The sequence below is a fragment of the Moraxella sp. K1664 genome (genome assembly GCF_039693965.1).
Taxonomy (GTDB): Bacteria; Pseudomonadota; Gammaproteobacteria; order Pseudomonadales; family Moraxellaceae; genus Moraxella.
Window position 1 is genome coordinate 843,519 of the sequence record NZ_CP155576.1, and the last position, 25,457, is coordinate 868,975.

Genomic DNA, 25,457 nt, shown 5'->3' on the forward strand with positions numbered 1-25,457 from the left:
TCATCTCTCCACATTTTGGAAATCGTACCAGCGATTTACTTTGAGATTGTATTGCTCTCTGTCAATCTGAGGTTGGGAGAATCTGTCAACACCAGCACCTGTCTTAACCGTACCTGCTGTATCCACAAAGCGACCATCTGCACCGCCAACACCATGAGAGGGGGTCTTGGTTTTGTTTGCCATTTCAGCTCTTTCTTGTACTGTTTGGATGCTAAGGAATGTACGCAAGTTCGTGGTTTTGTCCGCCTGTGAGGTATAAGGGACCGTTGTAAGCTCTTGGATGCCAATGCCAGCAGGTGCATATCCTAATGTACCATTTTTAGATGGCTTGTTCGGAGCATCTGTTGGGCAGACACCCCAAGGCATGCAGTACATTTGACGTTCTGTTGCACCTACGGTACGAGCTTCACACTGTCCGGCGTTGCCATACTGAAAATCAGGACTGTACACGCTGTTATAGTACACGCCACCTGTTACCATGCCAGGCCCGACCGCTTTTAGGTTCTTAACATCAATGCGACCATCATAACGAATCATGTCATAATACCAGCCCATTTTGTCATATACTGGCAGTGTGATGGTGCTGTTTCCAACCCTGACCTCTTTTTCTGCATTGGGCTTTTTATCTCTCATGGACTTGATGAGAGTTTCGCGGTATGTTTGATCGTTTCTCTCTATCTCTTTGGTGTCCATTTTTTGTAAATGGCTGTTATTTAGGTTTCTGCTCATCAGAGCTTCTGCACTGATGAGTGCATTGGTAACACGGGCACTGGTGATGTCACGGTCAATGATGCCATAGACACGGTTAGCATCACCAAGATCACGGCGACGGCTCAGCGGTGAGCTTCTGTCGCCTGAGGCTAGGTTTATCACCGCAAAACGCTGTGCATCATCAGGGTTGGTATAAAAACTGACCACTGGTGCTTCATAGAAGCGATAGGGGACATGAGAATTTGCCATGTTGGCATTGGCATCAAACACCCTGACCACACCTCGGGTAATGTCATTGGTGATGTCTTTCTTGTCATCTTTTTTATTATCCTGACCTGATAACTCAATGAGGTCGATACGGAACAGCTGACCGCCCAAATCAGCGAAATACAGATGATCAACATAACCGTTGTTGTTGCGATCCAGTGCTGTGATGCCACCGACCACACTGTGCTTCATGTGGGTTAGACCATCGATAGTCGTCTTAGTATTACTATTTATGGTTTTGCCTTGTGTCCAGCTTGCCACCAAATCGCCAGTTTCTGAGTCGACCATATACACCGCATTGCCTTTGGTCATATCCTTGTTGGCACATGCATCAGCAGCCTTGTTGCCATCTTTTAGCTTAAACAGGGTACTCTCATAGCACATGTCATAGCCACCGCCAAAGATGAGCACCTCACGATCCACGCTCCGACCCTTGTCGGTGCCGATTTTGATTTTTGCTACGACAGGCTTGGCCCAGATCTGACCTATGCGTTCAAAGCCTTTTATTTGGTCATCTATACTAAAGAGCATCTCAGGATTTTCTTTATTGGTCAGATCCAGACCATACAGACCCTTGCCGCCCATACGCAGACCGCCATAGGCATAGATATGACCTGCTGTCTGTTCTTCTGATGATGTGCCTGATTTTTTGATCGCTTTGGTGGTGATCTTTGCAGGCTGAGTTGAGAAATCGTAGTTGTATTTGGCGTTAATCGTCCAAGGAGCATCCACCCCAAAGACAGGCTCGCCTGAGATGCCTGTGCCTGATGGGCTTAGGGCTGCACGCTGCTTCTTATCCTTAAACATCTTATAAGGGATGAAGCTGAACTTCTCAACGCCTGTTTTGGCATCTGCCATGAGCAGTGCACCACTCATGGAGCCGTACAGCACATAGTCCTCACGACCCTCTGTTGATGAGATGTTGCCTGTGTTATCAAACTGACCCTTATATGCTACCAACGCTGGCACAGAGTGATGTATGCCACCCATCACCGGCCGTCCTGTGGGGTCTTTGTCCAGCTCTCTTTGTAGTGCGGCATGCTGTTGTGTACTATCGCCATTATAGATCGACTCTGTGGTAGAGACACTGCCAAAGCCCAGATAATGCAGGATATACGCCTTATCAACTCCGCTATATTGAGATGATAGCTGGTCAAAGCCATCCAGTTTACCATCCTTGACACCGACCTTTTTCATCTGGTTGCCATCTTCTACATAGACGGTACGTACTTGGCTCTTGTTGGATTTTGTGGGTGCTATCAGACGTGCATAGGTACCCCCTGTGGTGATGGCGCCATCAGTGCTGGTAGTCGTTTGCCATAGGTCTTGTGCCTTGGGATTGGTGGCGTATGGGAGGGTAGAGCCACCTGTCTTTTGGTAGAGTCTGGTTGTCTTATCTTTGCCATATAGGCTGCCGTTGATGGTGTGGTATTTTTTAAGGTTACCCGGCCAGGTTGCAGGGGCTTCTGCGACGTCTGCCTGTAACATGGGCAGATAGGCATAAGGCTGTAAGCTGGTGATGGACAGCGGATCGGTCGGTACTGCCACGGTGCCAGCAGGAGAGGCTGAGATGTTGCCTGAGACATTGGTTACAAAGTCAATGACACTCTTAGCGACGTCATCAGAGGATTCAGCATAATAAAAGCCCCCCTCACCATAGCCATGACCACGCTCACCCAGATAGCATAAGTTTCTGGCATCGCGGTGACTGTCTGGGATCCTAGAACAGTCATGCACCTGTTTGACAGATTGCTCTCCTGTGATGATGTTCGTTACCGTCTGTTCTCTCTTATATTGGCTTGCACTCTCAAAGACCTTACCAAAGCCCACCGTCGCTGTGGGGATGGGTTTGCCCACTTTGTTATGATTACTGGCCAGCGCCTTGGCAAACTCTCCGATACACTCCCACTGGGGATGACCGCTATTGGACCCAGTAGCAGAATAAGTAGTACCATGACTACTGATAGTCGATGCACCATTTGTCACTGTACACACCCTATTGCCATACCCATACCCAGACATGGATACAAAACCTGCCGAACCTTGTAGGGCGTTATTCATCACTGTGGTCGTGGTGCTGGAATTAACACCATTATAACTGCCGCCATTGGGCTGACCATCGGTGAGGAAATAGATGCCATGACCATCACACTGGCTGCTCGTTACGGGGGAGACATAAGCACCGTCTCTCACCGCCAAGGGATGTGCCAACGAAAAGCCACTGCCTGCAGTAGTGTTTTTATATTCTGTCTCTTTACGGTAATAATGAGTATAATCTCTTTTGTTTTCTCGATGATTCACTCCCAGTTGACTAAGCAAGGATTCACTAAGAGAATGGAAAGTTACAGGTCCCAAACAATCAGTACTCTTATAATTTTCCCATTTAGGAGGGTAGGTACATTTAGTAAAATAAGCACCGTTACCGCCATTATAATGACGGTAACCCATTAGGGTATAATTGGTTGCCTGCTTTAACGCACCAGTTTTGGTACCGAGCATATAAGCACCTGACTCTGCATAGGCATGGGCGGTTGGTGTGAGGGTATTTGCCTGCAAGCTGGCTATCTTTTTTGCCATTGCAAGGCGGTTGGCATAGGTCAGTGTCGAGATGGGGTAGGCAATCTGACCACCAGAATCCTGTTTTGTTGTAAGATAAAAATTACCCAGTCCGATCTTATATTTCATATAATCAGCACCCAACTCTTTGGCTGGGTCAGCGAGCAGGGTGATGATGGCATCTTTGACACGAGTCATGCGGTCATGATATGTTTTTTGATCACCGCAAGATGGTCAATAATGCCCATTAAAAGTAACAGTTTCTCCTGTTGTGCCGTCATCTTTTTTTATGTTAAAAGAAAAGTTTTTTTGTCGAAGTGCAGGGTAAGTATATCCAACCCACGGATTTGCTTTATCCTTACAGTTATAATAATGACTAAGCTGATAATCTTCTTCGATGCTACGATAATCCATCGACCCTGAGTTGTCCAACATAAGCAGAACCGATGCACCGCCCCCTGTGGCCGCTTCATAGATCTCCAGATCGCCGATGCGTTTTTCGACATGATTGGCATGGGTGGGCAGTGTCGCTGCTTGGGCGGGCAGTGTCGCTGCTGTTGTGAGAGCGATGGCGTGGCTGAGCTTTTTTAGTGAGAATGTTTTCATGATGTGTGCCTTGTGTTAGTTGAGTGTCAATGTGCTGGGTGAGTGTCGTCTGTCTTTGTCTCATGATGACATGAGGTGTATTAGGGTGGTGTCAGCTTTGCTTGGCAGGTACCATCTCTGGCAAGCTGGGCGTTATCACAGACATCTGCCTCTCTTTCAAAACGAATTGTACCTTCTTCGACGATGGCTTTGGCGGGTATGCCGTGCTCTTGGAGGCAGTTGGTTAGATTGGTTCTGCCATGGATGATGCCATAATCGGTGTCTGTGATGTTACCGACTGCCTTATCCAGACAGTCTGTGATGTCGGCAGGTCTGACACTGGACATGCCAGGCAGCATAGACACACTGTGCATGGCAATGCGAGCACCAGGTGGTGTAAAACCTGTGCCTGCCTGCTCTGCTTCTAGGGCTGATTTGAAGTTGTCGCTGTCGGCGGTCTCACTGGTCAGTCCACGAGTTACCACCTGTGTCATGACGGTGTTACGCCCTGATACATAGTGATGGGTGTTGGCAGGGTTGCAAACACCAGCACTGCTGCGCACCATACCGCCACCTGGCAGCAGCACACGAGAGCTGTTAATATCAAAGAATGTTGATGATTCTGGCATGTAGCAAAAACGCACCTGATGCCCCACCTTTTCGTTAGGGTCTGCATTAACACCGCCGATGGGGATGAAATAACCGAGCACCCCTTGGGTCTGGGACATGAGTTTGGGGCGTAACTCGCTATCTTTATCCGCTGCCACCGTCTCAATGTGAGCCAGTACGGCATCCGATGAGTTGAGCATGAGCAGATCAGCCTGCTCATTGGTAGCAACACGTAAATCCAGACTGCCCTGGCGCACCGCCATCATGCCAGCGATCGCGATCAACAGCAAAAATAAGAGTACAGCGATCAGTGCCACACCAGATTCAGAGCGAGTTAGCATAGTACCACCTTTGTTATGTTGTTATGTTGTTGGTTTGTCATACATACACCCAGCGATGATTAGGAACGACCACGAGAGTTGCGTAGCATGATGTTGGTTTCATAGACACGGCGAATAAATTGACCCTGATCACTTTTCATGCCCACATCATTACCCAAGATGGTATAGACCTGAGACTCTGGGGCATCGCTGGACGGAACGCTGCCTTTGGTCAAAAGACCAAGTTGGACGGTAATGATCGCTGTATTAGGATTTTGTGTCTGATACTCTGTTGGTGTTACATAGCGAATACCATTAGCACCGCTGGCGATACCAAATCTCACCTGAAAGTCATCGATGCCTGAGACGATCAGTGCTCCATCATCACCCAAATCATGGATATTATGACGCTCGCCAACACCTGTCAAGATGGTGGCGTTGGGTGTACCCTGTCCGTCATCTCGGATGATGTGGTTTGAGACATACAGACCAGCATCACAACGAAGCTCCAAGGTGCCGTTATTGTCTTTGACAAAATAGCGTTCAACGATGATCTGACCATCAATAGAGACCACAGGGTTACCCGGCAGATCCAAGATCCCTGTTCTGGGCCCTAATACCAGACGACCCTCACAGTCGCGCATGTTGGCAGGGGCTCTGTACTGGATGGTGAGTTGGTCGCTGACAACGCTGGTGGTATTGGTAGGACCCGAGTCATCACGGCTGATAAGTTTGGGGTCAAGATTGGCACCATTGGCACGCAACGTACTGATGGCGGCAGCACCATTACCACTTACCAGTATGCCACTGTCGGCAGCACCTGCTTTGGCGACATCAGACAGACCCAATCCTGCCATGCGAATATTATTCTCAATCTGCTGTAAGCCGAATACGTTGGCATCCAATATACTAGAACCTGCTTGCTGGACGGTGGCTGTACGTAAACTGATCACATACACCTGAGATGCCGCTGCGATGATGAGCAAACCTAGCACAAGCGAGATCATGAGTTCTATCAGGGTAAAGCCTTGTTGTTTATTCATCAGTAGGTCTCCAAGACGACACAACTAGAACCACGATTATAAGCACCCGACTCGGAAATACAGTCTGTGTCTCCACTACCAGCGGTTGGTTTTGTCTGCCCCCAACTGGCAATCAGACAGACGCGCATTAGCTCGGAGCTATTGCCAGGGCATTGCATGGCATTTAACATCATTTGGTTGTCCGCTGCCAGTTTCATGGCTTGATGGGCGGTGTATTCCGCCTGCTGCACCTCGGTGCAGGCTGACTTTGCACAGTCTACACGAGGTTTATTTGGTATGGCAGAAGCATAAGCGTCAGGGCTGGCAGCAGTGCCGTATTTGGAAATGGCCGTAAGATATTTAATTTTCATCGTTTGGGTGGGGTGTAATCGCATGTTCTCTGCGATGTTACGCACTGCCACCATGGCATCACTGCGAATCAGCGTCTCATCCGTCGCCTTTACCGCCCTCATCTGCATGGCACTAAACCCAAGGATGGCAACAGCAAGTAGCAGTAATGACACAACCACCTCTACCATACCCATACCATGCTGACCAGCACGAGTATCTTGTCTTAACATTGGCTGCCCTCCGAACGTAAGCTGACATTACCATTAACATCCACTGTCACCACACGTCCTGCACGAGTGCCTTGGCTGTCGCAAGCGACCGTAAAGGATGATGCTGGATTAACCCTACGATTTGCCAAAAATACAATGGAAGCAGCACCGCCAGATGGCGTGATCGGTGTCGTGCTACTGATATTAAAGTTCTTTAATGTGGTTGTCTTTTTATTATTGCCTGTTACTGTCAATATTGCATTGGTAGCACTCAACGTCAAGGTGACATCCTGTCGGCGTATCATGCTCTCTGCACGTGCTTCTTTCATGGCAGTAGCGATGGTCTGGGCGGTATTTTTATTACGCTGGCTTTCTAATGTACTACTGACATTTGGGGCGGCGATGGCGGCGATAATACCTATGATTGTGGTAACAACAATCAGCTCAATCAAGGTGAACCCTGACTGATTGGGTGGCATCAGATAACCATATCTGGATGATGAAAAGGACACGGTGCATTCCTTAATGATTTTTGCTGACTTATCATCAGCCTTTTTGGTAAATTTTTGGTAAAAATGTATATAAAAAATATTGCAAAAAATATTCCACATATGACCAATCTTGGGCAAAAAGGTTTTTATTTTCATTTTTTATACAAAAATACACAAACACAAAAACACAATCCAATGAAGCCAAGATGAATGCCATACCACAATCTATTGATTGCCTGTGTTTCACTTGCCGTCAAAATGATCATTAACAATCAGTAAGTTACCACGCTAAGTCAAAATGGTAATTTATATTTTACTTGTTTGGTATTTTATACAAAGTCTTAGTTGCTGTTGATATTGATATTGATATTGATATTGTAACATTATTTATATGAATTGTCTATGATGATGTCCTAATTTAGATGGGGCAAAAAACAGCTACTTGAAATCTACCCAAATCTACTCTACTCTATAATGTGTAATTATGAATAGATTGATTGGTATTAACGAAGCTGCAAAACGGCTGGGTGTCTCTATCTCAACATTACGCAGATGGGAACAAATAGGTGTGCTTGTTAAGGCAGTACTACAATGACAACCATTCGTGGACACATCATCCGACTTGACCCAACCAATAAACAAGCCACACATTTTGGCAAGACTTGCGGTGTCGCACGTCTTGCCTATAACTGGGCATTAGCCGAGTGGCAAAAACAATACCAAGCGGATAAAAACTACCGTGATGAATGTCAAGCAAAAGGCATAACCATTGACGAAAACCGACTTAACAAACCATCACAAGGTAAACTAAGAAAACAGCTTAACGCCATAAAACGTGAACAATTCCCCTTTATGCTAGAAGTTACCAAATGCTCTCCCCAACTTGCCATTATGCAGCTAGGCGATGCCTTTAAACGCTTTTTTAAAGGCGAAAGCAAATACCCCCAATTTCGCAAAAAAGGCGTCAATGACCGTTTTAGCCTATCCAACGACCAATTTAAGCTAAAACTCAAAAAAGACAAACCTTTCATTCAAATTCCCAATTTGGGCTTGGTTAGAATGACCGAACATCTAAGATACAATGGCAAAATCCTATCCGCCAAAGTTTTTACCAAGGGCGGTAAATGGTTTGTATCAGTTGCCGTTGAATTGTCAGAAACAACCAAGCCTTTACCCAAAACAAATAAATCCGTTGGCATTGATTTGGGCATTACAAGCCTTGCCATGCTTTCAGATGGTACAAAAATCCAAGCCCCAAAACCACTTAAAAACAAACTTAAAAAACTAAGACGATTGAATAAATCGTTAAGCCGTAAACAAAAAGGCTCTAACAACCGTGCCAAAGCGAAAACCAAGCTCTCACGGTTGCATTATCAAATCAGCTGTATCAGAAAAGACTTTTTACACAAATTAACAACCAACTTGGTTAAAAAGTTTGATGTGATTTGCATTGAAAACCTTAACACCAAAGGTATGGTTAAAAACCGTCAATTAAGCCGTGCTATCAATGATTTAGGGTTTTACGAACTTAAAAGGCAACTCATCTACAAAGCAAATCAATGGGGCAAGAGCATCAAAGAATTGGATAGATTTTATCCATCAAGCAAAACCTGCTCTTGTTGTGGTGTTAAGTTAGATGAATTACCTTTATCTGTTAGAAACTGGACTTGCCCCAACTGCAACACAAACCACGATAGGGACATCAACGCCAGTATCAATATTTTAAATCAGGCAGATAAGGTTTTAACCTTATCTTAACAAAAACCTTGGCGGGTGAGTTCTATCCCCAATTTTAAAATGCCTATGGAGCTTATGTAAGACCTACGCCAAATAGCAAGGGCAACAAGCGATGAAGTAGGAAGAAAACGCTAAATTTGCCTTTGGGTAGATTTGGGTAGGTTTTTTGGAACGGCGTTGTTCCAACCGAATTCTTAAACTCAGAGCATGCCCATCTTTAAACCCAAAACCAAGTCCAGCACTGGGACTGACACAAAATACTCTTAAACAGTAACCAACTGATGTAGAAGTACTATCTAAAATAAAAAACACCTCCCACAAGGAAGGTGTTTTTAAATGGCTGTCTAGAATTAAGAGAAATCTAGTTCAGTTTCAAAACCTTTTAGGCTGTGACGAGCCATTGCTAGGTTTGATTTTTGACGGTCAAGTACTAGGTACAAGAATAGGTTCTCGTTACGAACCAATGGACGAAGTAAATGGTATTGACCGCTTAGCGTGATTAAGATGTCTTCAATAGAGTCGTTAAGGCTCAACGCTTTTGCAGTTTTACGCTTGGCACGTACCACCTCAGTGTTACCAGCAGATGCCAATTCTAGGTCAAGACCGCTACCCAAAGTCGCCAAAGCAAGACCTGATTCGCTGTCAACCAATGCCGCTGCGATGAAACCGTCGATGTCGCCTAGACCGTCAAGAGATAATTTAGCCATGATGCTATTCCTTAAAAAGTAAATTAATATTGAAATTAATGACGATTTAAGTAATAGTTATCAATAATTAAAGATTTTAAAATTAACAAGTTAATTTAAAACTTTAATGACTATTAACAAATTTCTAAAAATCGTCATATCATAACAAAATCATGTATTAGCATTTTGTTATGTGTGTATTAAACCACACCAAGAAATAAAATGCAAGCATTATTTTGAAATTTTGTGCGGAAAAATTTGTGCGGAAAAAATAGAAAAATCAATTTTTTAATAAAAATTTATATAAAAATCAATTACTTTTATAATGTATAGTTTTTTAAAAGATTATTTTTAATTTTTAAAACTATTGATTTAAGCAAACACCCAATATGGCTCAAGACATGCCTAATATAATAAATGATAATCATATACAATATCTTACCATCAATCCACCCTAACCCAAATCGGCATGGTCTGTGAATATTGGCTCGTGCCATAGCTCCCACTTGTGATGTTGTCGGTGCGAATGTCGCCGATTTTTGTCCATTGTCCACGGTGTAGCATGATGTCGCTTGATAGATTTTGGGTGCTAAGCGTGCCTGTGCGTGCCGACTGGTGCAGACTTAGGCGGATTTGACCGTTTGGCGAGACGGTCGCTTTGGCAGAAAAACCATCTGTGAGTGCCACCCAAGACGCACCAAAACTCACCCACACCTTGCCACATCGCTGATGAGCTTGCCAGCCTACAAGCCCGATGAGCGTACTTTGAGTGATAGACACAGGCGAGCCTGATAGGGTTTGCACGGTGTAGTGCTGATTTGTGGTGCTTTGGCTTTGGGTGTTGTGATATTGCCCGTTTATCCACACCTGCCGAGAGATGCCGACATTGACATGACCGCCTTGACTGCTTTGGGAGGTTTGGTTGTTTAGGGCAAGCGAGATGTTAAGCTGGGTGGGGGCAACATCCACTTGACGGACAAGGGCGGAGATACGCTCATAGTCGGCAGGGGTCGCCTTGATGATGAGCTTGTCTTGGTATAGCCGTGCCGTGCCACGATTGCCAAGCTCATCTTGGACGATGTCAAGCAGGGCAGGGTCGCCATAGGTGTGAATGACGTACATTTAGGTGTTGGCGTGGGCGAGCGTGGCAAGAAAGCTTAAAATGATGAGTGGTTTTTTCATGATGATATAAAGGTTAAAATGGCTTTTTAAACATTCGGCTATTTTAACCTTTTTTAGAAAGGAGCTTGTAGGTTTATTGTGTGCAAAAATTACCAGTTAAACCATTTAATAAGCCATTTATTTTAACCCAAGCACGTCCTGCATGTCATACAGCTGTGCAGGTTGCTCATGTAGCCACAAGCCAGCTCGTACTGCCCCATTGGCAAAGGCCATACGGCTTTGGGCTTTGTGGGTAATCTCGATAATCTCGCCATTCATGATAAATTCCACGGTATGTTCACCGACAATCTCACCTCCACGCACCGCATGAATGCCAATCTCGCCATCGGCGCGTTTGGCTTGCCCTTGTCTGCCATAGATGGCGGATGTTTTAATCGTTTGCCCACGGGCATCTGCCACCGCATTTGCCATCATCAGAGCCGTGCCAGACGGTGCGTCTAACTTATGTTTGTGATGATGTTCGATGATTTCGACATCCGCATCCATGCCCAGTACTTTGGCGGTGATGGCAAGTAGGTTGAGCGACAAATTCACCCCTGTGGAGTAGTTGCCAGCATAGACGATAGGGATGTGTTTGCTTACCTCATGCAGTTTGGCTTCTTGGGCTTCGTCAAGCCCTGTTACTCCCATGACAAGGGCGACTTTGTTGGCGATACACGCCTCTAACACCTCATCTAAGGCATCGGGCAAACTAAAATCGATGAGCACGTCCACCCCTGACAAATCTAGCGTGGAGAGTGTAACCCCACATTTACCCATGCCCACAAACTCGCCTGCGTCCACGCCGATAAGGCTAGATATAGAACGGACAAATGCTCCTGCTAGGTTGGCTTTGGGGTTGTCTAGTGTGGACTGGATGAGCATACGCCCCATGCGACCTGACGCACCCATGATTGCGATGTTTAGTGCCATGATAGTTTCCTTAGGATTAAGTTTAAGATGATTTGATGATAACCAAAAATTTGCCAAAAGTAAATTTAAAAAATAAGATTTTGGCTCAAAAAGCATGCTACAAGGGCAAAAAACAGCTACTTGAAATCTACCTAAATCTACTCTATAATGTGTAATTATGAATAGATTGATTGGTATTAACGAAGCTGCAAAACGGCTGGGTGTCTCTATCTCAACATTAAGAAGGTGGGACGAAACTGGCGTGCTTGTCGCAGAACGCACCCCCAAAGGTCATCGCAGGTATGATATCAATAAGTTACACCCTAATTTTTACCATAATCTACCCATACCAAACCGCAAAACGGTTGGCTACGCACGAGTATCCAGCCACGACCAAAAGGACGATTTAGAGCGTCAAATCCAAGTTTTAGAACTCTACTGTGCCAAACAAGGCTGGACTTATGAGGTCGTGGGTGATTTAGGTTCTGGCATGAACTACCATAAAAAAGGACTTAAACAACTGCTTGACGGCATATTAAACAATGAAATCGGCAGATTGGTTTTAACCCATAAAGACCGCCTATTACGCTTTGGTGCAGAACTTATCTTCGCTCTATGCGAAAGAAAGAATGTGGAAGTTGTCATTATCAATCAAGGCGAAAACCTATCCTTTGAAGAAGAGCTTGCTCAAGATGTGCTAGAAATCATTACGGTATTTTCAGCAAGACTATATGGCTCACGAAGTAAAAAGAATAAAAAACTGCTTGAAGCCGTTAAGGCAGCATTGCAATGACGGTTATTCGTGGACACATCATCCGACTTGACCCAACCAATAAACAAGCCACACATTAAACAAGCCACACATTTTAGCAAGGCTTGCGGTGTCGCACGTCTAGCCTATAATTGGGCGTTGGGGCAATGGAAAAAGCAATATGAACAAGACAAAAACTACCGTGATGACTGTCAAGCAAAAGGCATAACCATTGACGAAAACCGACTTAACAAACCATCACAAGGTAAACTAAGAAGACAACTTAACGCCATAAAACGTGAAAAATACCCATTCATGCTAGAAGTAACCAAATGCTCTCCCCAACTTGCCATTATGCAACTAGGAGACGCATTCAAACGCTTTTTTAAGGGCGAAAGTGGTTATCCGACATTTAGAAAAAAAGGTGTAAACGACAGATTTAGCCTATCTAATGACCAATTTAAGCTAAAACTCAAAAAAGACAAACCTTTCATTCAAATTCCCAATTTGGGACTTGTTAAAATGCGTGAAAACTTACGCTTTGATGGCAAAATCCTCTGTGCCAAAGTCTTTACCAAAGGTGGTCAATGGTTTGTGTCTATTGCGGTTGAATTGGACAATAACACACAAGTCAGACAACTTAAAACCAATCAAACTCTTAAAACTCTTAAAACAGGTAATGCTGTTGGCATTGATTTAGGCATTACCGACCTTGCCACACTTTCAACAGGAGAAAAGATACAAGCACCAAAACCTTTAAAGAATAAACTTAAAAAACTTCAAAGATTATCAAAACAACTTAGCCGTAAACAAAAAGGCTCTAACAATCGTGAAAAGGCGAAAACCAAGCTCTCACGGTTGCATTATCAAATCAGCTGTATCAGAAAAGACTTTTTACACAAATTAACAACCAACTTGGTTAAAAAGTTTGATGTGATTTGCATTGAAAACCTTAACACCAAAGGTATGGTTAAAAACCGTCAATTAAGCCGTGCTATCAATGATTTAGGGTTTTACGAACTTAAAAGGCAACTCATCTACAAAGCAAATCAATGGGGCAAGAGCATCAAAGAATTGGATAGATTTTATCCATCAAGCAAAACCTGCTCTTGTTGTGGTGTTAAGTTAGATGAATTACCTTTATCTGTTAGAAACTGGACTTGCCCCAACTGCAACACAAACCACGATAGGGACATCAACGCCAGTATCAACATTTTAAACAAAGCGGATAAGATTTTAAACTTATCTTAACAAAAACCTTGGCGGGTGAGTTCTATCCCCAATTTTAAAATGCCTATGGAGCTTATGTAAGACCTACGCCAAATAGCAAGGGCAACAAGCGATGAAGTAGGAAGAAAACGCTAAATTTGCCTTTGGGTAGATTTGGGTAGGTTTTTTGGAACGGAAAACTATTGCCTGCTCATAACGGTTTTCCGACTCGCAGGCATGGCTCAGAGCGAACGGAAAACCTAGTTTGGCATACTTTTTAGGCTGCCACCAAAAATAAAAAACACGGTAAAATTTTACCGTGTTTTGTTTGAAAAGTTAGGTTTAATCAAAAATGTCTTTAACTTCATCTTTGATTTTGTCAAAAAACCCCTTTTTTTTGGCACTTGCTCCGTTGTCGCTATTTAGGGTTTTGGCAAATTGCTCAAGCAAGGATTTTTGTTCGCTAGTCAAATTGGTGGGTGTCTCAACGATGATTTTGCACAGCAAGTCGCCCTGCATGCCACCACGCACGGTCATTACACCCTTGCCACGCACACGCAACACTTTGCCACTTTGGGTGCCTTCGGCAACTTTGATTTTTAGGCGACCACCGCCCAACGTGGGGATTTCTACTTCATCGCCAAGTGTGGCGGTGGCGATATTGACAGGAATATCAAGGTGCAAATCCGCCCCATTTCTGGTAAAGATGTCGTGCGGTTTGACATGAATCTCAACATACAAGTCACCATTTGGCATGCCATTGTCGCCCGCTTCGCCCTTGCCTGATAGGCGGACACGGTCGCCATTGTCCACGCCAGCAGGGATGGAGACTTCTAGGGTCTGAGATTTGTGCTGTTTGCCTTTGCCATGACAATCAGGGCAGGGGTTTTTGATTTTTTTGCCAGTGCCGCGGCAGTCAGGGCAGGTTTGTTGCATGACAAAAAAGCCCTGTTGGACACGCACCTGACCATGTCCGCCACAGGTAGGACAGCTGACGACATCGCTGGCAGACTTTACCCCTTTACCATCGCAGGTCTCACAGTGAACGCTCGTGCTGTATGTGATTTCTTTTTTACAGCCAGCTACCGCTTCTTCTAGGGTGAGACTGATTTGGTAGAGCAAATCCGCTCCTTTGCTAGCACGAGAAGAGCCACGAGAGTTGCCGAACATATCACCAAAGATGTCGCCAAAACCGCCACCGCCACTAAAGCCACCACGAGCCCCACCGCCAAAGAAACTACCAAAGATGTCGTTTAGGTCGTCAGCACTAAATCCGCCAGCATTGCCAAAACCACCGTTGTTCATGCCCTGCTCAAAGGCACTGTGTCCCATACGGTCATAAGTGGCACGTTTTTGGGCGTCCGACAGTACTTCATACGCCATCGTTGCTTCTTTGAATTTTTCTTCGGCACTTGGGTCGTCTGGGTTTTTGTCGGGGTGATATTTCATCGCAAGACGGCGGTAGGCTTTTTTAATCTCTTTATCGTCTGCCGACTTGTCCACGCCCAAAATGGTATAAAAATCTTTACTCATGTGTTGTCCTGATTGGCTTTTGGCTACTTAGGCGACCCAAAAAGGTCACGATTCGCAAAAATAAAAAATTTGCCTATTTATGGTGCTTTTATGCCATTTATCAAGCGTGATTGGTGTGATTTTTTACCAATTTTCAAAAATTTATGGCAAAATACCCCGCATTATCCCTATTATCATCCTGTGTTTATGAAAGTCACCAAACTGCTCTTGGCACTTGCCATCATCGCCCTTATCATCGTGGCAGGCTCGCCTTATTATAAGCTCTACACCCTAAAAAACGCTTATGACAATGGCGACTATACTCCCATCATCAACAGCATAGACTTTGAGACACTACGCCCAAACCTAAAACATCAGCTCATCACCAAAACGGATAACTGGCTTGGCTCTAACGACGTGGTGCAGGGCTTGTCACTCTTTGGCGGACTGCTTGGACTAGATGGTGCCAAACTTAACACCATCGCCCACAGCTTTATCAATACTGCCGTGGATAAGGGCGTTACCCCTGAGAATCTAACTCGGCTTGCCCAAGGCGACGTTCAGCCCGAGAGTGAGCCCATGCTTGTGGGCATTGCCTTGTTTGGCGGTTATGTCGATACTGAACGCCTACTCACCGACTACATCAGCACAGGCGACATGAACATCGCCATCGATAACCAAAAAACCGCCATCGCCGCCAAGGCAAGCGACAACATCGGACAGCCGACCCAGCCCAAGCTGTCCTACTGTGGTATCAACTGCTTTGAAGTCGCCACCACCATCAAAGATAAGCCCTATACCATCGTCATGCACCGTCATCAGGTACTAGACTGGCAGATAGTTAATGTTGTTCTGCCTTGATTAACACAAAACAAAACCGCCATTAAGACGGTTTGGTTACAACAAGATTAGCACACCCCAATCTTAATCAATCTTAATCAATCTTAATCAATCTTAATCAACCTAAATCGAAAAAGACGACCCACAACCACAGGTGGTCGTGGCGTTAGGGTTATCCACGACAAAGCGAGAGCCTTCAAGCCCTTCGATGTAATCAATGGTTGAACCGTGTAGATACTGGTAGCTTAGACTGTCCACCACAAGCGTGGCATCACCATTGTCAAAGGTGGCATCGTCATCGTCTAGCTCATCGGCAAAATCAAAGCCGTAGGAGAAGCCCGAACAGCCCCCGCCTGTTACATAGACCCGAAGCATGAGCTCGTGATTGCCTTCGGCGTCTTTTAGTTTTTGTAATTTTTTGGCGGCGTTGTCGGTTAGGGTCATGACGTTTTGCATGGTTTTTCTCTTGTTAAAATTTTTACAATTCTTAGGGATAATTATACCATAATAAGCCCAAATTTTAGCGATACAAGGTATAATAGAGAATTTTTAACTTATTTTGCACATTGAATTATCATGATAGAATTTAAAAATGTCGCTGTCCGCCGAGACGGACGCTTGCTGTTTAGTGAATTTGATGCCCAGCTCCACAAAGGGCAACGCATCGGCTTAACAGGCAACAACGGCACCGGCAAATCCACACTGTTCGCCACGATATTGGGCGAGCATGGCACGGACGTGGGGCAGATTGACGTACCAAAGGATTGGCAAATTGCTCACATGAAACAAGAAGTTCATGCCAGCGAGCAGACTGCCCTTGATTATGTGTTATCTGGCGATGATGAGTGGTATCATCTTAACAACAAAATCCAAAACCAATCTGCCCTATCCGAGCATGACATCGCCCCCATTTACCAAAGGTTTGATGAGATAGACGGCTATCGTACCCCGTCTAAGGCAGGGCTGATTTTGTCAGGGCTAGGATTTGGCGAGCATGAACATACTCGCATGGTGCGTGAATTTTCGGGCGGTTGGCGTATGCGTCTAAACCTTGCTCGCACGCTCATGCACCGAGCGGACGTACTGCTCCTAGATGAGCCGACCAACCATTTGGATTTGGACGCGATTTTGTGGTTAGAAGAGTGGCTACTCAAATTTGACGGCTTGATTTTGCTCATCAGCCATGACCAAGAATTTTTGGACGGCGTGTGCGGACACATCTTGCACATAGAGCAGGGCAAAATTAGCCTATATACGGGCAATTATAGCCAGTTCGTTCGCACCCGAGCCGAGCGACTAGAACAACAGCAGTCTGCCTTTGCCAAACAACAAGCGACCAAAGCCCACCTAGAAGACTTCATTCGCCGTTTTCGTGCCAAAGCCAGCAAAGCCAAACAAGCCCAAAGCCGTCTCAAACAGCTTGACCGCATGACCGACATCGCCCCTGTCATGGCAGACAGTGGGTTTGATTTTCGCTTTTATCCGCCCACACACATGGCAAGTCCACTCATCACGCTAGATAACGCATCTATCGGCTATGATAAGCCTTTGATAACTAAGATAAACTTACAAATCACGCCCGACACACGGCTGGGCGTATTGGGGGCAAATGGGGCAGGCAAAAGTACGCTCATTAAGGCACTGGTGGGCGATTTGCCGTTGCTCGGTGGCACTCACAAATGCTCCGAAACCCTAACGCTGGGCTATTTTAATCAGCACCAAATGGACGCCCTAGACGAGTTTGCCACACCCATTATCCTACTTCGGCGACTGGCAGGGACGACATCGGACGCCGATTTGCGGGCGTTTTTGGGGAGCTTTGATTTTCGTGGCGACAAGATTGATACCGAAGTACGCCTGTTCTCTGGGGGCGAAAAGGCACGGCTGACCCTTGCTCTCATCGTCTGGCAACGCCCCAACGTGCTGGTGCTGGACGAGCCGACCAACCACCTAGACCTATCCATGCGAAACGCACTCATGCTCGCCTTGCAAGACTTTGACGGTGCGTTAATCTTGGTATCGCACGACCGTGGTCTCATCACATCTGTGTGCGACAGCTTGATATTGGTCGCAAACGGGCGGGCGGACGAGTTCACAGGAGACATGGCGGACTATGCTGAGCACCTAAGACAAGCTCGCCTTGCCAAACTCGCCCAAAACAAAGCGAACAATCCGCCCCCAACGGCAGACGACACATCGGACAAACCTGCCCTAACCAAAGAAGAAATCCGTAAAAAAAATGCCGAAAACCGCCAAAAAACCGCTCCCTTGCGTAAGCAAATTGACAAACTAGAAAAAGAGCTGGACACGCTAGGGGCGAAACTTGCCGAGATAGAAACCGCCCTATCGGATACCGCCCTGTATGATGACGACCAAAAAGATAGGCTCATGACCCTACTTACCGACCAAAGCCAAACACAAAAACAGCTAAGCGACACCGAAGAGAGCCTACTTATGGCAATGGACGAGTTAGAGACGTTAGAGCGAGCGTTGGAAGAATGATTTTAATACTGGTATTGTTAATCAACCATACCTTTGGGTGGATTTGTAGGGGCAAATCACATTTGCCCTGTGATAAAGTGTTGATTTTTGGGCGAATGTCATTCGCCCCTACACGTCCAAATTTTAAAATATATCTTTATTGAACAATACCATAAATTCGCCCCACAACCTATCAAACTACGATGAAAAAATGAAACAACCCCCCAAACACGACTATTACGCCATTTTGGGCATCTCAAAATCGGCAGACATCGGACAAATCAAAAAAGCCTACCGCCAACTTGCCCAAACCCACCACCCCGACCGAGTGGGCGAGAGTGGACACATCGTGCTGATTAACGAAGCCTACGCCACCTTAAAAGACCCCAAAAAACGTGCCGAGTATGACGTGTATCACGCCGTTTATTTTAGCACCACAGGCAAAATCGCCCAAAAAGTCGCCACCACCGTCAGCCACAACCTACAAAAATCCCCCACTGTCATGGCAAATTTAAAAAAGCTAGAACGCCAAGCGACCGCTTTTGCCCAGTTTGCCGAGCATGAATTAAAGCCTGTCTTTATCAAAAACGCCAAAACTTTATTTGGCAAATTTAATGACCTTATGGCGACCCATACTCCCAATGCTAATGCTAATTCCAAGCCCAATTTTAATCCCAATGCTAATCACAGCACCGCCCAAACCACGCCCACCCTTGTCATCACGCCAGAGCTTGCCATACATGGCGGACAGATAACCTTTACCCACAACGGTCAGACCATTCGCACCACCTTGCCACAGGGCTTGACAGACGGCTCACAAATCAAGCTGACTATGGGCGGGGTGGCGGTGTGGTTTGTGGTGCGGGTGCAAGGGTAATTTATTGACATAAAATCGCACATATAGAAAATAAAATTGCCCGCCTGCAATAAACGATTTTTTTAAAAGGGTAGCAACCATTAAAATCATTAGACTTCTTTTCAAACCTAGATTTTTATGGATTTTTTAAAAACTTCAACCCCAGTATTTATAAGGGTTTATTTTTAGTTTGGAAAGAGATCTATTGAAATTCTACCCAAACCACCCATTTATAACAAATTATAATAGACCCCTTTCCAAACCAACAACACATCATGTTATAATACCCATTTAACCTTAAAAAACCAAGACATGACACCCAAGCAAGCTGAAAAACTAAACGACAGTGAGTTTAAACGATACTTTGGTATAAAAAGAACTACTTATCAACACATGCTTACAATACTACAAGAAGCCTACAATGAACAACATAAAAAAGGCGGTAGAAAAGCCAAAATTAGCCCAGAGAGTAAACTTGTCATAACCTTAAACTACTACAGAGAATACCGCAGTCAATTTCACATAGCCCAAGACTTTGGTATTACTAAAAGTGCTGTGTGCAAGGCAATTAAATGGGTGGAAGGTATACTCATCAATCACAAAGACTTTGCCTTGCCAGGTAAAAAAGCCTTATGGCAAGACAACAACCTTGAAACTGTACTCATTGATGCCACAGAAATCCCCATAGAGAGACCTAAAAAAAGCAAAGGCGACAGTACTCAGGCAAAAAGAAACGTCATACCTTAAAAGCACAAATTGTTGTTGATAAAAAGAGTAAGAGAATACTATGCACCCATGTTGGTAGAGGAGGCATGCATGACTTTAAACTCTACCAATCATCAAAAATAACCATCAAACAAAGTATTTTGATTCAAGTAGATTCAGGCTATCAAGGCATACAACAAACTCATGCAAATAGCCAACTACCAAAGAAAAAGACAAAACTTAAACCTTTAACCAAAGCAGATAAAAAAGCAAATCGCAAGTTATCATCCAAGCGAGTAACCAATGAACATGTCATTGGGAAACTCAAGTGTTTTAAAATCTTATCATGTCGCTACCGCAATCGCAGAAAAAGATTTGGATTAAGGGTGAATCTAATTTCTGCGATTTATAATTTTGAGCTGGGGTAGTTTGGAAAGAGGTCTAATTTAAAAAAGAGAACACCATGACTGCCCTTGCCACTGATTTTCGTCCGCCCCTTTGGCTAAAAAATCCGCACCTGCAAACCATTTTGCCCCGTTATGTGGTCAAATACACCCCCGACTACACCCGTCATCTTATCAAGGACTCGCTTGATGAAAGCCAAGTGGCGTTTGACTATCTACTCACTGATGACACCAAAGTGGACGGCAAATACCAAAAACCGCTCATCGTGCTGTTTCACGGCATGGAAGGGTCAAGCCAAAGCCACTACGCCAAGTCGCTTGCTCGGGCGGTACATGGGGCGGATTGTCATTTTGTGGTGGCTCATTTTCGCTCGTGTGGCGGTGTGGCGGTCTCGGGCAAGGTCTTTTATAACGCAGGGGATACGGCAGAAGTTCATCATAACTTGACCCATTTACAAAACGAATTTGCCCACATCTATGCCGTGGGCGTGTCGCTTGGCGGTAATGCCCTTGCCAAATACATGGGCGAGTACGGCTCGGACGCTATCCCTGCTCGTGCGGTGGTGGTGTCCGCCCCTGTGGATTTGGCGAGCAGTTCGGTGGCGATGGAACGACTGCTTGGACGGCACATTTATACGCCGTATCTACTAAATCCCATTGTCAAAAAAGCCCTAGAAAACCGCCTAACGCCTGATGAATTAAAAGCGTTAAAATCCGCCAAACGCATTGGCGACTTTGACAACGTCTTTACCGCTCCCCGTCATGGCTTTCGCTCAAAAAACGACTACTACCGCCAGTCGTCCGCCTTGCCATATTTGGCGGACATCACTAAGCCCACGCTCATCATCACCGCCAAAGATGACCCATTTTTGGGCGTAACTGCCGAACGCTCGGACGTGTCGGCGGATGTGGAGCTACTAGATACCACCTATGGCGGGCATATCGGTTTTATGAATTATGATTATCGCACTCGCTCGTTTGATACAGGCTTTATCGGTCGGCAGGTGGTGGGGTTTTTGGGCGTGTCGTCATGATACCCGCCTATCAATGATGTAGGGCGTGCCTACCATTGATAGCATTCTTATAAAATATGGCAAAATTTGACAATTTCAGCCAATTTTTGCATGAAAAATGGCTAAATCTTGTTTTTCATCGTCAAAAACTTGTCTGATAGAACAACAATTAGCCTGCATTTTTTCCTTGAAAAACGTGCGATTTTTCTCATTTTTCATTGCAAATACCAATATTTAACACACCCTAATAAAAACACCCAAACCATTGATGGCTTGGGTGTTTTGGTTTGGAAAAAGTATTTAAAACTCATACCTTAAACTGGCAAAGTACGAGCGACCTGCTTCATTATAACTTTGGCTTATCGTGTTATCACGCAGTCGTTGTTTATCAAAGACGTTGTTTATCAAAGACGTTGTTTATCCCGATACGTCCGCTGACATGGTCATTAAAATAATAGCCCGTATTGACTGAAAATATGCCATAGCCTTTGACATCTTGGTTGTTTAACAGACCATTGCCGTTTAGGTTTTCGATGTTGCTTTGGGCAAATTGGCGTACCTTTTGGCGACCGTATTGGGTATAGGTGGCATTCACGTCCCACTTGTCATTGATGTCATAACCCACGCTGGTGTTCCATGTATAAGTCGGCACCAGCGACAAGGGGTTGCCCGTTTGCTTGTCTTTGGAATTTATCATGTAAGTTAGGTTGTTATTGATGCGCCAGTCGCCTCTTTGCCACGTCAAGTTACCTTCAATGCCTTCAACGACCGCTTTTGGGGTACTTTCCCATTTTAATAAATTATAGGTATAATCCACGCCCCTTAATGAGACGATGTCACTGCTTAGGCTCGTTGTACCAGCGACGATTTTGTTTTTGTAATCACTGTGAAAATAGGTGGCACTGGCGTTGATGTCGCCATGTTGGTATTGTACGCCAAATTCGGTGTTTATAGATGTTTCGGGTTTTAGGTCGCTATTGCCTTGTAGAACACAGCGATTGTTATCGGCAGTACTTAGATGAATGGGGCAACCCTGCCCACGAGTGTACAACAGATAACCTTCGGCATTTTGATAAAGGTTGGGGGCTTTATAGGCACGAGCCACGCCTGCTTTTAGCGTCCATGCATCAGTCAGGTGGTGAGTTAGATTGATGGCAGGGCTAAAATTACCGCCTGATTTGTTGTGGTGGTCATAGCGGGCAGACAACACCAAATCCGTGTTCTTGGTAACTGCCAAATTGTTTTCGGCATAGGCAGACATAATGCGGGATGTCATGGTGGAGCGGTCGCCTGTTGTGTATTTTTGGGCATCGAGTTCGGTGACAGATACCGTGCCTGTGGCTGTCCCTTCATCGGTATTGGCATTATCAATGAGCTTATCATGGACATATTCCACGCCCAATGTCACGGTCTGTGGCACACCAAGATAAAAAGGCTTGACAATCTCGCCATGCAAGCGTTGGGCAGTCAGCTCGGTGGTCTCAAAACGCAGTGGATTGGCAGCATTCTCAAAAATCACCCCTTCGGGCCCGCCTGACAACCCTTCGTTTAGGCGGGTATTTTTGGTTTGGTCGTGTTGCAGGGTAAGTTTACCATCACCCCAATCATACGCCCCATCATAGGTGAGTGAGTAGCTGTCTCGTCTCATGCGGTTGGTTTGGCTACCGATAAGACTGTTTAGTAGGGCGTTGCTTTGGGTTTGACTGTCGGATATGGCGGTGGCATCACGGTTGGAGTTTTGGGTGTCGCCTGCGTACTTATTGCCTTGCTGACCATAAGTGGCGTCAAATGTCAGACTGTGGTCGGGGCTAATTTGGTAAGTCAAACGCAAACCCACATCTTTGTTTTCCACGCCTTCACGCCCTGCTGAGCGGGTCAGATAGGTGCCGTTCGGAGTCGTATAAGGCACCAAAGGGTTAATGTCCACGGCATCCATGTCTGTTTTGTTAAGACCGCCATAGAGCCTAAATCCTAATTTATCAGCAATGATAGCCCCGCTTAGGCTTGCCCCCACACGCCAGCTGTCACCTTCTTTGGAATTTTGGGGTTGATTGATGTAAATTTCTGCGGTGCCTGCCAGCTCATCACTCACAGGTTTGGTGATGATATTGACCACGCCACCCATCGCCCCACTGCCATAACGAGTGGCGGATGGCCCCCTTAGGACTTCTATTTTTTCGATGGCATTGGCGGGTATCCACTGTGAATCACCCCGAGTATCACGTTCACCCTGCCAGCCATAACGCACCGAGTTTCTGGACGTGATGGGCTTGCCATCCACCAGTACCAAGGTGTTCTCAGGTCCCATGCCCCGAATGTCTATTTGGCGGTTGTTGCCACGCTGACCTGTGGCAGAGTTGCCTGTTAGGTTTACCCCTGGCATTTTGCGGACGATGTCAGAGATGTCGCTTTTGACGGGGGTACGGTCTAGGTCGGCTTGATTGATATTGGACACACCGAGCGACTGCTTGACCTGAGCTTCGGCGGTAATGGTTTCATCAGGTAGCACGACATGTGGCTGAGCAAAGTTGGCTTGACTGCTTTGGTCGGCATGACCATCTTTGGCAAAAGCGACAGCACTCATTATCATAACAAGGCATAAGGATAAGGGCTTATGCTTAAAGATAGGGCTTAACTAGGCAGGCATAATCACTCCATACTCTATGATAAAAGTAATTTACAAAACAGCAATAAATCTCTTTCCAAACTAAAAATAAACCCTTATAAGTATTGGGGTTGAGGTTTTTAAAAATCCACAAAAATCAGGGTTTGGAAAGAAGTCTAATATTATAAAATCATCGTATGGCTATGTAAATAGGAATTATTAATAAAATGAGAGTATTTTTTAAATGCTAGTATTTTATTTTTTAAATAATTACGGTTGGGATTTATGACTTGTGTTTTGGGGTGGGTCGGGGTAATATGAATAATTTTTTAAAAATCCACCATGAGACGACTTTTCTTTTTAGCCACGACCATTTTACTCATTGAGCTGTTTACTTACATCGGAGCGAAGGGCATTTTTTGGCTTATCAAACCTTATCTGCCCAATGCCAAAACGGCGGTGTTTGCGGGCATGTTTGTCATCACGCATTTGTTTTTGGTTACGCTGTTTGTGGGCATGTTTCGCTTTGGTATGGGTTATATGGCGGTGTTATGGCTTGGCGTGCTAAGTATCATCATGACCACACTGCTTGTGTTTGCCATAAAGCACATCCCATCTTTTGGTGCCATCATGGGTGGGGTAGATGGTGTGATGGTGCGTGTGTTTGGTGTGGCAAGCTTTCTTGGATTGGTTGGCTTGTCCGTTTATAATGCTTATACGCCTGTGGTGCGACATTTATCCATACAAATTGACAAACCGATGAACCCTGTGAGAGTGGCTGTGGCGAGCGACACCCATTTGGGCTACTTGGTCGGCAGTCGCCAGCTCAATCGTTTGGCGGATATTTTAAGACGTGAAAAAGCGGACATGCTACTCATGCCGGGGGACATCATGGACGATGACACGCACGTTTATCATGGCGAAAAGATGCACACCGCTTTTGACAACCTAGTCGCTTCGGTCAATGGCAATCTCATCGCCAGCCTTGGCAATCATGACCTATACAACGCCAAAGAACGCCACGCCATCGTACAAGCGGTGCGTGATAGTGGAGCGATACTGCTTGATGACACCGCCCAAACGTTTGTCATCAATGGCACGCCGATGACGATTATCGGGCGGTATGATGACCATTATGCCGACCGCTTGCCCACGCACGAGCTGATGCATGGCGTGGATACTCGCCACCCTGTGATACTGCTTGACCACCGACCAAGCCAGATTGACCAAAATACAGAGCTGCCCATTGACCTGCAAGTGTCGGGGCATACCCATAACGGGCAAGTTTTCCCTGCCAATTTTATCGTCAAAGCCATTAACCGCGTGGCATACGGACACGAAAAAATCAACGGCACGCATGTGGTGGTGTCATCAGGCTATGGCTTTTGGGGCGTGCCGTTTCGCTTGGGTTCACAAGCAGAAGTGTGGGTGATTGATATGCGTGGTAAATGAGAGTTTAAAACA

Annotated in this window: 21 protein-coding genes and 1 pseudogene; 9 read left to right on the forward strand and 13 right to left on the reverse strand. The window is 45.5% G+C overall.

The genetic code is table 11. The annotated features are described in order from the left end of the window. The 6 genes from AAHK14_RS04435 to AAHK14_RS04460 form a co-directional block, all read right to left on the reverse strand. Positions 1–3,732 (reverse strand): PilC/PilY family type IV pilus protein, encoded by a 3,732-nt coding sequence (locus AAHK14_RS04435; RefSeq protein WP_194092655.1) that lies wholly within the window; start codon positions 3,730–3,732, stop codon positions 1–3. Positions 3,733–3,768: 36 nt separating this feature from the next. After that, the gene (locus tag AAHK14_RS04440) at positions 3,769–4,140 is read right to left on the reverse strand and encodes a hypothetical protein (RefSeq protein WP_194092654.1); all 372 of its coding nucleotides are present in this window, start codon (positions 4,138–4,140) and stop codon (positions 3,769–3,771) included. An 80-nt stretch (positions 4,141–4,220) separates the two neighbouring features. Next, positions 4,221–4,994 (reverse strand): hypothetical protein, encoded by a 774-nt coding sequence (locus AAHK14_RS04445; RefSeq protein ID WP_227713186.1) that lies wholly within the window; start codon positions 4,992–4,994, stop codon positions 4,221–4,223. A 134-nt stretch (positions 4,995–5,128) separates the two neighbouring features. Further along, positions 5,129–6,091 carry a PilW family protein gene (locus AAHK14_RS04450; protein ID WP_194092652.1) on the reverse strand — a complete coding sequence of 321 codons (963 nt, stop codon included), beginning with the start codon at positions 6,089–6,091 and terminating at the stop codon, positions 5,129–5,131. Further along, complete coding sequence (gene pilV, locus AAHK14_RS04455; protein WP_194092651.1) at positions 6,091–6,651, reverse strand: type IV pilus modification protein PilV; 561 nt, start codon at positions 6,649–6,651, stop codon at positions 6,091–6,093. The genes AAHK14_RS04450 and pilV overlap by 1 nt, the downstream gene beginning before the upstream one ends. Beyond that, positions 6,645–7,142 (reverse strand): GspH/FimT family pseudopilin, encoded by a 498-nt coding sequence (locus AAHK14_RS04460; RefSeq protein ID WP_194092650.1) that lies wholly within the window; start codon positions 7,140–7,142, stop codon positions 6,645–6,647. Before AAHK14_RS04460 ends, pilV begins: the two co-directional genes overlap by 7 nt. Before the next feature lie 570 nt (positions 7,143–7,712). Here AAHK14_RS04460 and AAHK14_RS04465 point away from each other — a divergent pair. Further along, complete coding sequence (locus AAHK14_RS04465) at positions 7,713–8,879, forward strand: RNA-guided endonuclease TnpB family protein (protein ID WP_194092649.1); 1,167 nt, start codon at positions 7,713–7,715, stop codon at positions 8,877–8,879. A 329-nt stretch (positions 8,880–9,208) separates the two neighbouring features. Here the strand turns inward: AAHK14_RS04465 and AAHK14_RS04470 are convergent, their stop codons facing one another. The 3 genes from AAHK14_RS04470 to dapB form a co-directional block, all read right to left on the reverse strand. Continuing rightward, the gene (locus AAHK14_RS04470; protein ID WP_065254914.1) at positions 9,209–9,565 is read right to left on the reverse strand and encodes a hypothetical protein; all 357 of its coding nucleotides are present in this window, start codon (positions 9,563–9,565) and stop codon (positions 9,209–9,211) included. A 423-nt stretch (positions 9,566–9,988) separates the two neighbouring features. Next, complete coding sequence (locus AAHK14_RS04475) at positions 9,989–10,666, reverse strand: hypothetical protein (protein WP_194092648.1); 678 nt, start codon at positions 10,664–10,666, stop codon at positions 9,989–9,991. A gap of 177 nt (positions 10,667–10,843) precedes the next feature. Next, positions 10,844–11,641, reverse strand: a complete 798-nt coding sequence (dapB, locus tag AAHK14_RS04480; protein WP_194092661.1) for a 4-hydroxy-tetrahydrodipicolinate reductase — start codon at positions 11,639–11,641, stop codon at positions 10,844–10,846. A gap of 154 nt (positions 11,642–11,795) precedes the next feature. On the opposite strand from dapB, the gene AAHK14_RS04485 reads away from it, so the two are divergent. Together AAHK14_RS04485 and AAHK14_RS04490 are read left to right on the forward strand one after the other, a co-directional pair. Beyond that, positions 11,796–12,410 carry an IS607 family transposase gene (locus AAHK14_RS04485; RefSeq protein WP_065254877.1) on the forward strand — a complete coding sequence of 205 codons (615 nt, stop codon included), beginning with the start codon at positions 11,796–11,798 and terminating at the stop codon, positions 12,408–12,410. A gap of 9 nt (positions 12,411–12,419) precedes the next feature. Then, positions 12,420–13,619 carry an RNA-guided endonuclease TnpB family protein gene (locus tag AAHK14_RS04490; RefSeq protein ID WP_346818230.1) on the forward strand — a complete coding sequence of 400 codons (1,200 nt, stop codon included), beginning with the start codon at positions 12,420–12,422 and terminating at the stop codon, positions 13,617–13,619. Between the two features lie 300 nt (positions 13,620–13,919). On the opposite strand, the gene dnaJ is transcribed toward AAHK14_RS04490, so the two are convergent. Further along, positions 13,920–15,110 (reverse strand): molecular chaperone DnaJ, encoded by a 1,191-nt coding sequence (gene dnaJ, locus AAHK14_RS04495; protein WP_065254876.1) that lies wholly within the window; start codon positions 15,108–15,110, stop codon positions 13,920–13,922. A 186-nt stretch (positions 15,111–15,296) separates the two neighbouring features. On the opposite strand from dnaJ, the gene AAHK14_RS04500 reads away from it, so the two are divergent. Continuing rightward, entirely contained in the window at positions 15,297–15,950 is a 654-nt protein-coding gene (locus AAHK14_RS04500; protein ID WP_194092647.1) for a DUF2939 domain-containing protein, read from the forward strand. Between the two features lie 102 nt (positions 15,951–16,052). On the opposite strand, the gene erpA is transcribed toward AAHK14_RS04500, so the two are convergent. After that, on the reverse strand, positions 16,053–16,385 hold the full coding sequence (erpA, locus tag AAHK14_RS04505; RefSeq protein ID WP_062500809.1) for an iron-sulfur cluster insertion protein ErpA: 333 nt from the start codon (positions 16,383–16,385) through the stop codon (positions 16,053–16,055). Between the two features lie 120 nt (positions 16,386–16,505). Here erpA and AAHK14_RS04510 point away from each other — a divergent pair, with 120 nt between their 5' ends. The 4 genes from AAHK14_RS04510 to AAHK14_RS04525 all read left to right on the forward strand — a co-directional run bounded on the left by AAHK14_RS04510 (position 16,506) and on the right by AAHK14_RS04525 (position 21,409). Beyond that, entirely contained in the window at positions 16,506–18,431 is a 1,926-nt protein-coding gene (locus AAHK14_RS04510) for an ATP-binding cassette domain-containing protein (RefSeq protein ID WP_065254874.1), read from the forward strand. A 190-nt stretch (positions 18,432–18,621) separates the two neighbouring features. Beyond that, on the forward strand, positions 18,622–19,287 hold the full coding sequence (locus AAHK14_RS04515; protein ID WP_065254873.1) for a DnaJ domain-containing protein: 666 nt from the start codon (positions 18,622–18,624) through the stop codon (positions 19,285–19,287). A gap of 291 nt (positions 19,288–19,578) precedes the next feature. After that, a protein-coding gene (locus tag AAHK14_RS04520) for an IS5 family transposase (protein ID WP_115247578.1) occupies positions 19,579–20,399 on the forward strand; the annotation gives its coding sequence in 2 pieces (ribosomal slippage) (positions 19,579–19,963 and positions 19,963–20,399; 822 coding nt in all). Positions 20,400–20,434: 35 nt separating this feature from the next. Continuing rightward, on the forward strand, positions 20,435–21,409 hold the full coding sequence (locus tag AAHK14_RS04525) for an alpha/beta fold hydrolase (protein ID WP_065256088.1): 975 nt from the start codon (positions 20,435–20,437) through the stop codon (positions 21,407–21,409). 75 nt (positions 21,410–21,484) lie between these two features. Here AAHK14_RS04525 and AAHK14_RS04530 read toward each other — a convergent pair whose 3' ends face one another. Beyond that, entirely contained in the window at positions 21,485–21,607 is a 123-nt protein-coding gene (locus AAHK14_RS04530) for a hypothetical protein (RefSeq protein ID WP_255518750.1), read from the reverse strand. An 81-nt stretch (positions 21,608–21,688) separates the two neighbouring features. Continuing rightward, a pseudogene (locus AAHK14_RS04535) lies at positions 21,689–23,978 on the reverse strand (FepA family TonB-dependent siderophore receptor). 357 nt (positions 23,979–24,335) lie between these two features. Between AAHK14_RS04535 and AAHK14_RS04540 the strand changes: the two are divergent. After that, positions 24,336–25,445, forward strand: coding sequence for a metallophosphoesterase (locus AAHK14_RS04540; protein WP_065256089.1), 1,110 nt, complete (start codon positions 24,336–24,338; stop codon positions 25,443–25,445). The last annotated feature ends 12 nt before the right edge of the window (positions 25,446–25,457 follow it).